This is a genomic window from Methylobacterium goesingense, assembly GCF_022179225.1.
GTDB lineage: Bacteria > Pseudomonadota > Alphaproteobacteria > Rhizobiales > Beijerinckiaceae > Methylobacterium > Methylobacterium goesingense.
Genome location: NZ_BPQL01000011.1, coordinates 43,402 through 54,740 on the forward strand (window position 1 = coordinate 43,402; position 11,339 = coordinate 54,740).

Here is an 11,339-nt window from a genome sequence, read left to right on the forward strand (position 1 = left end):
CGGGCGAACGCAAGTGCGAGAGGCCGGCTATCCCGCGGATGATTCGGGGCGTCGCGGGCCGCCGCGACGCCCCCGCGGGCCTCAATCCTGGAGCATGCGCTTCAGGAGTTCGACCTCGTCGTTGAGGACGTTGTCCTCGCCGATCAGCTTGTCGATCTTGCGCACCGCGTGCAGCACCGTGGTGTGATCGCGCCCGCCGAAGCGGCGCCCGATCTCGGGCAGGGAGCGCAGGGTGAGCACCTTGGACAGGTACATCGCGATCTGACGCGGCTTGACCACGGCGGCGGTGCGCCGCTCGGACAGGATGTCGGACCGCGAGACGTTGTAGCGCGAGGCCACAAGCTTCTGGATGTCCTCGATCTTGATGCGCTTGGGCTCGCGGTTCTTCACGAGGTCGCGGATCGCGGTCTCGGCGGTCTCCATCGTCACCGCGGTCCCCGTGAGGGTGGCGTGCGCCAGCAGCCTGTTCACGGCGCCTTCGAGGTCGCGCCCGTTGGCGGTGATCGCCCGGGCAACGTAGGTGGCCACGGTGGGGGAGACCTCGAAGTTCGGGTGCGAGACCTGCACGGCGGCCAGACGCGCCGACAGGATGGAGGCACGCAACTGCTCGTCGAGGCTGCCGATCTCGACCACGAGGCCGCCGGCAAGGCGCGAGCGTACACGCTCCTCCAGGGCTTCGAGCTCGGTGGGCGGACGGTCCGAGGCGACGACGACCTGGCGGCCGGCATCGATCAGGGCGTTGATCGTATGGCCGAACTCGGCCTGGATCGACTTGCCCTGAATGAACTGCACGTCGTCGAGGATGAGCAGGTCGATGGCCCGGAGACGTTCCTTGAAGGCCAGGGCATTCTGGGTCTTCAGGGCATTGACGAAGCCGTACATGAAGCGGTCGGCGGTCAGGTAGATCACCCGGCGCCCGGCTTCGCGGGCCGCGTGCCCGATACCGTGGAGGAGGTGGGTCTTTCCGAGGCCGACACCGGCATGGAAATAGAGCGGGTTGTAGAGCGCGCCCTCGCCGTCGTGACGGGCGACACGCTCGGCCGCGGCATGCGCCAGGGCGTTGGAGCGACCCACGACGAAGCTCGCGAAGGTCAGGCGGTTGTCGAGGGGGGCACCGTTGAGGTCGCCGCTCGCCTCGGAGCGCAAGCCGGTGCTGATCTCGCCCTGAGACGCGACATGCGATTCGGTCTGGGACGACATCACGTTGCCGACGGCCTGGAGCCGGGCCAGCGGGCTCGCCGCGCTGCTGCCGGTCTTGGCGGGGCCGGACGCCGGACGGGCCGTGCCTGCGGCGGAGGGACCCCGCACCGACACGTCGAGGCGGGACACGGACTCGACCTCGCTACGGAAGGTCGTGAGCACGCGGTCGAGGTAGTGCGACTCGATCCAGCTCTTCAGGAATCGGGTCGGAACCGTGAGACGCGCCGTCCCGTCCACGACCTCGACCAATTCGAGCCGGGCGAACCAGCTCGCGAACACATCCTCACCCAGTTCCGCCCGCAGGCGACGCTTCACCCGAGCCCAGGCAGCCACCGTATCGGGGCCACTCACGCCGCTCATGCCCGTCTCGGCGTTGCCGGACACGCTACCGTCGACATGCATCATCGCTCTCCTCGTACCGAGAGCGGAGGGCCGCCACCGGAACGTACGCACACTTGACTGAAGTCGCGCCTCGCGAAAAACCCGCGAGACTCAGATTGCCGAACCAGAGTCAATGGCTCTGGAAGGGCTTTTGTCGATGAAACGAGCCTATCAACAATAAGCTACGGTTCTCCTAACAACGGGACTAACGGGGACAGCACAAAAAGCGACAATTTTTGCGTGGGTTTCGCGGGCCGAGTCGAGCGTGGGCCGTCACCTGTGCACGATTCGAGCGCGACTCGACGACGTCTTGGATTTGTCGGTTCATCGTCAGATATCGTTAAGCTACAGGCGCGCCGGACGCGCGACAACCGAACAGATTGCCGGTAGCGTTAACGATTGATCTCGAAAAGCGAATCGCCCCGGCAAGGCCGAGAGGCCGCGAAGCGGCGTCCAGTGGAGGTGTGCGAACGTTCGCCTCTTGCGGCCCCATACGGCATAGCGCCGAGGACCACCGGGCGCAGCGCCTCGCGGCAACGGAAGTGGACAGGTCAAAAAACAAAAAAGCCCGGCATCGCTGCCGGGCTTCTTCAGAACATCTCGGAGGGTCGGATCAGGCGGCGAGCGCCTTCACCCGCGCGGCGAGGCGCGAGACCTTCCGGGAGGCGTTGTTCTTGTGCACGATGCCGTGCTGAGCGGCCCGCATGATCTCGGGCTCGGCGGCGCGGAGGGCGGTCAGTGCGTTGGACTGATCACCGGTGGCGATGGCTTCCTCGACCTTGCGGACGAAGGTGCGCATGCGGCTGCGACGCGAGCGGTTGACCGCGGTGCGCTTCGCAATCTTGCGGGTCATTTTCTTGGCCGACACGGTGTTGGCCATGGGGCATCCTCGTCACGTTTGAGGCGATCGCGACGAGCCCGCGGGCTTGAGTGTCGGTGGATCGCGTGCAGGTTGTTCGGGCAATGGCGAAGCCGACGATCGCGGTGAGCGCGCCCGTCGGCGATGTGCGCTCTATAGACACGCGTTGCCGATCCGTCAACGGAACGTCATCCTGTTGTCGCCCGACCGGCGGTGAGCCCGCCGGTCGAAAGGCCGACACCCCGAGACACGAGGACACCGTATGCCGAGCGAGGCGGATCAGGAACGGATCGCGCGCTATCGCCCTCTCTCGGGGATGGAGACGCCTCGGTTCTCGGGTCTGGCCAGCTTCATGCGCCTGCCGGTCATGGAACCCAGAGAGGCGCCCGGGCGAATCGATATCGGCCTCGTCGGCATCCCGTTCGACGGCGCCACCACCAACCGGCCCGGCGCTCGCCTGGGTCCGCGCGGTGTGCGCGAGGCCTCCACCGGCACCCGGGCCCGCAATGCCGCCACCGGCATCGCCCCGTACGATCTGGCCGCCTGCGCCGATCTCGGCGACGTGCCGGTCAATCCCGTCGACGTCGCGGCCACCGCCCGGGCGATCGAGGCGTTCTACCGGCCACTGGCCCAGGCCGGCATCGTGCCGCTCTCGGTCGGGGGCGACCATTTCGTCACCTATCCGGTGCTGCGCGCCCTCGGGCGGACGCGGCCCCTCGGTTTGATCCACATCGATGCCCACAGCGACACCGACGACGGGCAGTACGACGGCACGCGCCTGACCCATGGCACTCCCTTCCGCCGCGCCATCGAGGACGGCGTCCTCGATCCACGCCGCATGGTGCAGATCGGCCTGCGCGGAAGTACCGATTCGGTGGACGAACTGGATTGGGCGCTGGGGCAGGGCATACGGATCGTGCCGATGGAGGCGGTGATCGACCGCGGCCTGCCGTCGGTCCTCGCCGAGGCGCGCACCGTCGTCGGCGACGGGCCGACCTACCTGAGTTTCGACGTCGACGCCCTCGATCCCGCCTACGCGCCCGGCACCGGGACGCCGGAGATGGGCGGCTTCACGTCCCGCGAGGCGCTACAGATCCTCCGCGCCCTGCGCGGGATCGATCTCGTCGGCGCGGATGTCGTCGAAGTCGCCCCGCCTCTCGATCCCTCCGGCGTGACGGCTCTGGTCGGCGCGACGCTCGCCTTCGAGATCCTCTGCCTCCTGGCGGAAGCCGTGGCCGCTCGGCGTGATTGACGGGGAGGGTCCGGGCGGAAACCCTGCGCGGACCTGATTCGCGGAGAACCGACCTTGGACGCCGACCTGATCCTTTACCATTCGCCCCAGACCCGTTCGTCCGGCGTACGAATCCTGCTCGAAGAACTCGGTGCGCCGCACCACCTCGAGGTCCTCGACCTGCGCTCGGGACAGGGACGCGAACCCGCCTATCTCGGGGTCAATCCATTGGGCAAGGTTCCGGCGCTGCGCCACGGCGATGCGCTGATCACCGAGCAGGCGGCGATCTACCTCTACCTCGCCGACCTGTTTCCGGAACGCGGCCTCGCCCCGCCGATCGGCGATCCGCTGCGCGGGCCGTACCTGCGCTGGATGGTGTTCTACGGATCGAGCTTCGAGCCCGCCGTGGTCGATCGGGCGTTGCAGCGTGAGCCCGGCCCCCAGGCAATGTCACCCTACGGAACCTTCGACGCGGTGCTGAACACCGTGGTTGATGCGCTGACGCCGGGGCCCTACCTCCTCGGCGAGCGGCACTCGGCGGCCGATGTGCTTTGGGGTGCCGCCTTGAGCTGGACCACGAGCTTCAAGCTCGTGCCCGAGGAGCCCGCGATCATGGCCTACCTCGCACGCATCAATGCGCGACCCGCTGTCCGCACGATCATGGCCGCCGAGGCCGCCCTCGCGACGGAACTGGAAGCGGCGCGGACCTGACCGCGCGGCCGCGATCGGAGCGCGGCCCGGCCGGTCACCCCGGCGGCAGCGGCGTTCCGGTACTACGAACGGCGACGTCGGAGGCCGCGGCGGTCGGGGCGTAGGCGGCGATCAAGTGGACGCCGATCACCGGCCCGAAGACCAGGGTCATCATCACGGCCATGATCAGGGCGACATTGGCGTCGCCCGAAGCCGCCTTGCGGGCCTTCGGGCGGCGTGCCTTGACGCGCACCAGCTTGGAGCCGTCCGCGCGGCGGAAGCTCAGTGTCCGAACGGGCGCCACGGCACCGCGCAGGCGTGGAAGGGCATTCGAGAAGGTCATCGGCTCACCTCGTTCGACCGGGCCATCGGGGGCCGGTCGCGGGCGAGCCGGATCAAGCGATCAGGCGCGGGTCTCGCGGAGGGCCATCGGCGGCGCGGTCCATCGACTACTGTCGCTGGGCATTAGGGTCGGGAGTTCCTGTGGAGCCGCACGGGCGAGCGAATGTGCTGCACGTGCGAACGACGCCGAAATGATGCGGCGGGAGGCGTTAGTCAAGCCTTAACGCGCGAGTCCACGATCGGCTCCGCCGGCTTTCCGTGAGGCTGTGGATCAGCTGCCGAGCAGGTCGGCGAAGTGCCGGATCAGGCGGCGTCCGACCTCGTCCTTGTCGAGGGTGGGCCAGGTCTCGACGCTGCCGTCGCGGCCGACGAGGTGAACGGTGTTGGCGCTGCCGCCCATCACCCCGCCGGCGGGCGACACGTCGTTGGCCACGATGAGGTCGCAGCCCTTGCGGGCGATCTTGGCGCGGGCATTGTCCAGGACCGTGTCGGTCTCGGCCGCGAAGCCGATCACGAGGCGGGGGCGCCCGGCGGACCGCCCCGCGATGGTGGCGAGGATGTCGGGGTTCTCCACCAAGGTCAGGGGCGCGGGCGCGGCGCCGTCCTTCTTGATCTTCGATTCGCGGGTCTCGGCCGGGCGCCAGTCGCCCACCGCTGCGGCGAAGATCGCGAGGTCGGCCGGGAGCGCGGCCTCGACCGCCTCCAGCATCTCGCGGGCGGTCTCGACCGCCACGACCCGTACCCCTGGTGGATCGGGGATCGCCACCGGGCCGGAGACCAGGGTGACCGTCGCGCCGGCTGCGGCGGCGGCGGCCGCGATGGCATGGCCCTGGCGCCCGGAGGAGCGATTGGCGAGGTAGCGCACCGGGTCGATCGGCTCGTGGGTCGGGCCGGAGGTGACGAGGACCCGCCGGCCCGCCAGGGGGCCGGACTCCGGACCGGAGGCCGCCCCGGCTGTCGCGCCGTGCCCCGCGAGGAAGCCGAAGCCGGAGGCCGGCCGGGCCTCGGCCAGCAGGGCTTCGACCGCGTCGGCGATCTCGGTGGGCTCGGCGAGACGGCCGGGTCCGAACTCCGCCTCAGCCATGGCGCCTTCGTTGGGGCCGACGACCCGGACGCCGTCGCCGCGCAGGGTCGCGAGGTTGCGCTGCGTCGCGGGGTGCTGCCACATCCGCACGTTCATCGCCGGTGCGATCAGGATCGGCAGGGTGGTGGCCAGCAGCACCGTGGCGGCGAGGTCGGACGAATCGCCCGTGGCCATGCGGGCCATCAAGCTGGCGGTGGCGGGTGCGACCACGATGGCGTCGGCGTCCCGCGCCAGCTTGATGTGCCCGATATCGGCCTCCTCGGCCCGGTCGAACAGGTCGGTATGGGCCCGCTCGCCCGCGAGCGCCGCCGCCGCCAGCGGCGTCACGAATTCCTGCGCACCCTTGGTCAGGAGCGGACGCACCTGCGCGCCGCGCTCGCGCAGGCGCCGGATCAGGTCGAGCGCCTTGTAGGCGGCGATGCCGCCGCCGATGACGAGGAGGATGCGGCGGTTCTGGAGCGGGCGGCTCATGGTCGAACCCTTCGGGAGGCGAGCCTGACGGATCGTTGCAACGCAGGCTACCGGAACGCCATCACCAGCGCACCGATGGCGATGCCCCAGAGGGCCACCGTCGACCAGATCGCGCGCCGGCGCTCGGACCGGGCGAATGCGTCGAGGCGATTGCCGTCGCCGGAGCCGGCCTCGTCGAGGCGCACGAGGATGCGGCGCAGGCGCTGGGCGAGATCGGGGATGTCCGACACCACGTCGGTGATGGTGAGGGCGGCGCGGCCCAGGCTCTCGACGCGTCCCACGGGCCCGAGGTTACGGGTGATCCAGGAACGCACCACGGGCTCGGCCCCGGTCCACATGTCAAGCTTGGGATCGAGGGAGCGGGCGACCCCCTCGACCACCACCATGGTCTTCTGCAGCATCACCAGTTCGGTGCGGGTGCTCATGTCGAACAGCGCGGTGATGTCGAACAGCAGGGTGAGCACCTTGGCCATCGAAATCTCGTCGGCCTTGCGCTGGTGGATCGGCTCGCCGATCGCCCGGATCGCCTGGGCGAAATCCTCCACCGAATGGTGCGCCGGCACGTAGCCGGCCTCGAAATGGACCTGGGCCACGCGCTTGTAGTCGCGCAGGATGAAGCCGAGCAGGATCTCGGCGAGGAAGCGCCGCTCCATGTGCCCGAGCCGGCCCATGATGCCGAAATCCACCGCCACCAGGGTGCCGGTCGGGTCGACGAACAGGTTCCCGGGATGCATGTCGGCGTGGAAGAAGCCGTCGCGGATGGCGTGGCGCAGGAAGGACTGGATCACCGCCCGGCCGAGGGCCTTGGCATCGTGCCCGGCCGCCGCAATGGCCGCGTGGTCGTTGAGCCGGATGCCCTCGATCCACTCGCTCGACAGGACGTCGCGGGCGGTCAGCTCCCAGTCCGGCTTCGGCACGCGGAAATCTGCGTCGTCCTTGGTGTTCTGCGCCAGTTCGGACATCGCGGCCGCTTCGAGCCGGAAGTCCATCTCCATCATCACCGAGCGGGCGAGGATCTCCACCACCTCGCGGGGACGCAACCGCTCGGCCTTGGGCGACAGGGCGTGCACCACGCGGGCCATGAACCGCATGACCTGGAGGTCGCGCTGGAAGCGCTCGCGCACGCCCGGGCGCATGATCTTGATCGCCAGGACCCGCTCGGTGCCGTCGACGTCGAGGATGTGGGCCTTGTGGACCTGCGCGATGGAGGCGGCCGCGACAGGCGGGCTGAACGAGACGAAGAGATGCGCCACCGGCTTGCCGAGGGCCGCCTCGACGACGCGGATCGCGGTCTCCTGTGGGAAGGGCGGCACCCGGTCCTGCAGGGTCTCGAGATCCCGGGCCGCGTGCATGCCGACGATGTCGGGCCGGGTGGCGAGGAACTGGCCGAACTTGACGTAGCTGGGCCCGAGACGAGTCAGGGCACGCTGCAGCGGACCGGCGCCGACGCCGAGGCCGGATCGCTCCAGCATCCGTCCGATCCGCAGGACCAGGCGCAGGTGCGGGGGAAGTTCGGCGGGATCGACGAGCGCGAGCGCGCCCTCGCGGGCGAGCACGAAGCCGACATGCGCGCCCCGGACCAGGTGAACGACGGAGCCGAGCATCAGGCGGCCTGATCCGTCACGAGACCTTCCAGCCCGAATGGATCGCCACGATCCCGCCTGTGAGCGGCCGGTGGCTGACGTGGCGGAACCCTGCCGCCTCGATCATCCCTGCGAACCGGCCGGGCGAGGGAAACTTGCGGATGGATTCCACGAGGTAGCGGTAGGAATCCGCGTCCCCGGCCACCCGGGCGCCGAGCCGCGGGATCACGTGGAACGAGTAGGCGTCGTAGATCCGGTCGAGGACCGGCAGGTCGACCTTCGAGAATTCGAGGCAGAGGAACCGTCCGCCGGGCTTCAGCACCCGGTGCGCCTCGGCGAGCGCCTTATCGATCCGGGGCACATTCCGGATACCGAAAGCGATGGTGTAGGCGTCGAACTGCTCCGCTGGCAGCGGCAGCGCCTCGGCATTGGCGGTCACGAAGTCGATGCGCCCGCGGAAGCGGTCGCCCGCGCGCTCGGCGCCGACCCGCAGCATCGCCTCGTTGATGTCGAGGACCGTGGTGTGGGTCGCGGGACCGCCGGCCTCCAGGGCGCGGAAGGCGATGTCGGCGGTGCCGCCGGCCACATCGAGATGGCGGAACGGCCGGTTGCGCAGCGGGCGCAGCATCGAGATGAGGTGCGACTTCCAGGCGCGGTGCAGGCCTCCCGACATCAGATCGTTCATGAGGTCGTAGCGCTTGGCCACGGACCGGAACACGTCGTCGACGCGTCCCTGCTTCTCGTCGAGGGCCACGTTTTCGAATCCGAAATGCGTGCTCGACGCGTCCGCGGATCGATCAGCAGTCTGTTTTCCCGAAGTCGTGCCTACCGAAGTCATGCCTACCGAAGTCATGGACCATCCTCTCGCCGACGCTCATAGCGAAAGGCGGCCAAGATCGCCATCTGCCATCGATCGTGATCGGCGGATCGTGTCGCCTCGCGATGCCGCAGCCCGGTCCCCATCGTCCACGCGCACCCCGTCCGGCCATGCCTGAACTTCCCGAAGTCGAAACCGTCCGCCTCGGCCTCGCGCCCGCCCTGGTCGATGCACGCTTCGCCCGCGTCCTCTTGCGGAGGCCCAACCTCCGTTTCCCCTTCCCGGACCGCTTCGCGGAGCGCCTCGAAGGCCGCACGGTGCGGGATCTGGCGCGCCGGGCGAAATACCTCGTGGCCGGCCTCGATTCCGGCGAATCCCTGATCATGCATCTCGGGATGAGCGGCCGCTTCGACGTGGCGCTGCCGGACGGCCGCAACCTCTCGCCGGGCGATTTCTATCTCGACGGAGCGCTCGGCAACGCCAAGCACGATCACGTGGTCCTGGCGATGTCGAACGGCTCGACGGTGACCTACAACGACGTGCGCCGCTTCGGCTTCATGGATCTCGTGCCCACCGAGACGCTGAGCGCCTGCCGGCACTTCGCCGGCATGGGCATCGAGCCCTTGAGCGAGGCCTTGACGCCGGAGGCGGTCGCCCGCTTGTTCCGGGGGCGTATCACCCCCCTGAAGGCGGCACTCCTCGACCAGCGCCTGATCGCGGGCCTCGGCAACATCTACGTCTGCGAGGCCCTGCACCGGGCCGGTCTGCATCCCGAGGCGCCCGCCGGCAGCCTCGCGCGGGCGGACGGAGGACCGACGCCGCAGGCCAAGCGCCTGACGCGGGTTATCGGCGACGTTCTGCGGGAGGCGGTGGCGGCGGGCGGATCGACTCTGCGGGACTATGCCCACACGGATGGCGGCGCGGGCGCTTTCCAGCACGCGTTCCGGGTCTATGACCGGGTGGGTCATGCCTGTGGGGCACGGGGATGCACGGGGACGATCGAGCGGATCGTGCAGTCCGGTCGTTCGACCTTCTTTTGCGCCACCTGCCAGGTGCGCGCCGCGCCGAAACAGAGCGCGACGAAGATCCGCGCTTGAACGATCGATCCGCACATCGATCATGAACGTCGGTGCTACGCCCCTTCGGCATAGGGGACGAAGCCAGGTTTGCGGACCTCGCCTCCGTGCTGGATGCCTGCTCGCCCCGACGCACACCAACCTTCGCCAGCGCGAGAGAGAGACCTGTCGGACATCCGCTGCGATCCTTGGGGGTAACGGCCCTAGGGTTACACAGCGCCGATCGACGACGGTACCGAACGCAGGGAGGTCGAGTACCGCATCGCCCGAACTGCCCCAGGAAGTATCGTCACCAACCTACCCAGCGGCCCCCCCTGTTCCGCGAGCGACGGGTGCAGGAGATCCCGCTGTCCCAACACGGGATCGGCGGTTTCGCGATGCTCCGTCCCGCCCTCGACCGCTTCCGGGTATTGAACGACAGACCGTATCACCGGGTCGTCGTGCGCAGTCACCAGCCGCGTTGATCCTCCCCGGTCGGGCGACGGCCTTGCGGGGTCAGGGCGTTGATGACCTGCGGCAGGGCCTGGGATAGCTGCGCCAAGAGATCGTCTCGGTTGAGGCCGGTGCGTTGCTCCAAGGCGCCAACGGTTTCCGGTCCGAGGGCATCCGCGAGACGGTTGGGCTCGACGGGACGGTTCTCGCCATGGCCGATCCAGGATTCCATCACGTCGCCGAGGCCGCCGCGCTGAAACCGGTCGATGAGGCCGTCGAGGCCGCTGCTCGGCTCCTGGTCCAGACGGGCGTAGGGACCGGCGCCGGGATCGCGCTCGCCGCCCGTGTTTCGATCGCCTGGGCCGTCCAGCATACCGGACAGGTCGCTGAAATCGCCCTCGCGGGACCGGGGACCCGAATCGGCCTCGCCGCGGTCCCATCCCGAGCCGGGTCGCTCCCCCGGATCCTGGCCGAACCCGCCCATGTCGCCGTCGTCGTGACGGCGCGGTGCGGGACCCTCCTGCTGACGCCCGCCGCCGAGGATGTCGCCCAAGCCGCCGGCTCCCTTCGACATCAGCAGCATCAGGAGCGCCTGGACGATGGGCGACATCGCCCCGCCAATGCCGCCACCAAGGCCGCCGCCTTGCCCACCACCCTGGCCGCCGCGCTCGGGTTCGCGACCGCCTCCGAGCACCTGACCGAGCACGCCGCCGATGACCTGATCGAGAAGACCCATGATCGCTTCCTCCCCTGTGAGTATGCCCTGGACACGGACCGGCGCGACATCCGCCGGTCCGAGGTGGCGCGCTCAGTCGCGGCGCGTTCCGCCGGTCGCTGCCCGGTCGCTGGCCGGTAGGTGGTCGAGGGGGTTCGTACGGGTCCGCGTCTTCGGGTCGGAGGCCACGATAGCGGTGCTCGACGAGATTGCCTTCGGCGGCGCGACCTGTCCGGTCGGCCGGTCTGCGGCCGCACCGGTCCGGTCCGGGATCGTGGCGGGGGTCGGCTGATCGTTCGGGTTGGCGGCACTCTGCGCTGCGGCGGGCGTCACGAGGGGCGTGATGATGACGCCGGATGCGGCGGAGATCGCCAGGGCACCGAGGAACAGGGATGTGACGGCGCCCCCGGCGCGGGGACGGAACGGCGGGCGTAGCGGGCGAGGCGTGGTCACGGGAC

At 69.4% G+C, this 11,339-nt stretch carries 11 protein-coding genes; 3 read left to right on the forward strand and 8 right to left on the reverse strand.

Features of this window, described 5'->3' with window-relative positions; all coding sequences use genetic code 11:
* Positions 1–81 precede the first annotated feature (81 nt).
* Together dnaA and rpsT are read right to left on the reverse strand one after the other, a co-directional pair.
* Complete coding sequence (dnaA, locus tag MFF30_RS02070; RefSeq protein WP_238276029.1) at positions 82–1,602, reverse strand: chromosomal replication initiator protein DnaA; 1,521 nt, start codon at positions 1,600–1,602, stop codon at positions 82–84.
* 592 nt (positions 1,603–2,194) lie between these two features.
* Positions 2,195–2,461, reverse strand: coding sequence for a 30S ribosomal protein S20 (gene rpsT / locus MFF30_RS02075; RefSeq protein WP_056190238.1), 267 nt, complete (start codon positions 2,459–2,461; stop codon positions 2,195–2,197).
* A 241-nt stretch (positions 2,462–2,702) separates the two neighbouring features.
* On the opposite strand from rpsT, the gene speB reads away from it, so the two are divergent.
* Complete coding sequence (gene speB / locus MFF30_RS02080; RefSeq protein WP_238275946.1) at positions 2,703–3,692, forward strand: agmatinase; 990 nt, start codon at positions 2,703–2,705, stop codon at positions 3,690–3,692.
* A gap of 54 nt (positions 3,693–3,746) precedes the next feature.
* Positions 3,747–4,382 (forward strand): glutathione S-transferase family protein, encoded by a 636-nt coding sequence (locus MFF30_RS02085; RefSeq protein WP_238275948.1) that lies wholly within the window; start codon positions 3,747–3,749, stop codon positions 4,380–4,382.
* 34 nt (positions 4,383–4,416) lie between these two features.
* Here MFF30_RS02085 and MFF30_RS02090 read toward each other — a convergent pair whose 3' ends face one another.
* From MFF30_RS02090 to ubiE, 4 genes are all read right to left on the reverse strand, one after another.
* Positions 4,417–4,704: a hypothetical protein gene (locus MFF30_RS02090; protein WP_238275950.1), complete on the reverse strand. Its 288-nt coding sequence runs from the start codon at positions 4,702–4,704 to the stop codon at positions 4,417–4,419.
* Between the two features lie 270 nt (positions 4,705–4,974).
* Entirely contained in the window at positions 4,975–6,258 is a 1,284-nt protein-coding gene (locus MFF30_RS02095; RefSeq protein WP_238275952.1) for a bifunctional phosphopantothenoylcysteine decarboxylase/phosphopantothenate synthase, read from the reverse strand.
* A 47-nt stretch (positions 6,259–6,305) separates the two neighbouring features.
* The gene (ubiB, locus tag MFF30_RS02100) at positions 6,306–7,862 is read right to left on the reverse strand and encodes a 2-polyprenylphenol 6-hydroxylase (protein WP_238275954.1); all 1,557 of its coding nucleotides are present in this window, start codon (positions 7,860–7,862) and stop codon (positions 6,306–6,308) included.
* A 16-nt stretch (positions 7,863–7,878) separates the two neighbouring features.
* Complete coding sequence (gene ubiE / locus MFF30_RS02105) at positions 7,879–8,679, reverse strand: bifunctional demethylmenaquinone methyltransferase/2-methoxy-6-polyprenyl-1,4-benzoquinol methylase UbiE (protein WP_238276031.1); 801 nt, start codon at positions 8,677–8,679, stop codon at positions 7,879–7,881.
* Positions 8,680–8,828: 149 nt separating this feature from the next.
* Here ubiE and mutM point away from each other — a divergent pair, with 149 nt between their 5' ends.
* A complete protein-coding gene (mutM, locus tag MFF30_RS02110; RefSeq protein ID WP_238275955.1) occupies positions 8,829–9,755 on the forward strand; it encodes a bifunctional DNA-formamidopyrimidine glycosylase/DNA-(apurinic or apyrimidinic site) lyase in 927 nt (308 codons plus the stop codon).
* Positions 9,756–10,182: 427 nt separating this feature from the next.
* Here mutM and MFF30_RS02115 read toward each other — a convergent pair whose 3' ends face one another.
* Both MFF30_RS02115 and MFF30_RS02120 read right to left on the reverse strand, forming a co-directional pair.
* A complete protein-coding gene (locus tag MFF30_RS02115; protein ID WP_238275957.1) occupies positions 10,183–10,902 on the reverse strand; it encodes a YidB family protein in 720 nt (239 codons plus the stop codon).
* Positions 10,903–10,974: 72 nt separating this feature from the next.
* Positions 10,975–11,334 (reverse strand): hypothetical protein, encoded by a 360-nt coding sequence (locus tag MFF30_RS02120; RefSeq protein WP_238275959.1) that lies wholly within the window; start codon positions 11,332–11,334, stop codon positions 10,975–10,977.
* Between the last annotated feature and the right edge of the window lie 5 nt (positions 11,335–11,339).

Coding starts and splice junctions, on each gene's coding strand:
- dnaA (WP_238276029.1), bottom strand. CDS start 1,602: ATGCATGTCGACGGTAGCGTGTCCGGCAACGCCGAGACGGGCATGAGC.
- rpsT (WP_056190238.1), bottom strand. CDS start 2,461: ATGGCCAACACCGTGTCGGCCAAGAAAATGACCCGCAAGATTGCGAAG.
- speB (WP_238275946.1), top strand. CDS start 2,703: ATGCCGAGCGAGGCGGATCAGGAACGGATCGCGCGCTATCGCCCTCTC.
- MFF30_RS02090 (WP_238275950.1), bottom strand. CDS start 4,704: ATGACCTTCTCGAATGCCCTTCCACGCCTGCGCGGTGCCGTGGCGCCC.
- MFF30_RS02095 (WP_238275952.1), bottom strand. CDS start 6,258: ATGAGCCGCCCGCTCCAGAACCGCCGCATCCTCCTCGTCATCGGCGGC.
- ubiB (WP_238275954.1), bottom strand. CDS start 7,862: ATGCTCGGCTCCGTCGTTCACCTGGTCCGGGGCGCGCATGTCGGCTTC.
- ubiE (WP_238276031.1), bottom strand. CDS start 8,679: ATGACTTCGGTAGGCACGACTTCGGGAAAACAGACTGCTGATCGATCC.
- mutM (WP_238275955.1), top strand. CDS start 8,829: ATGCCTGAACTTCCCGAAGTCGAAACCGTCCGCCTCGGCCTCGCGCCC.
- MFF30_RS02115 (WP_238275957.1), bottom strand. CDS start 10,902: ATGGGTCTTCTCGATCAGGTCATCGGCGGCGTGCTCGGTCAGGTGCTC.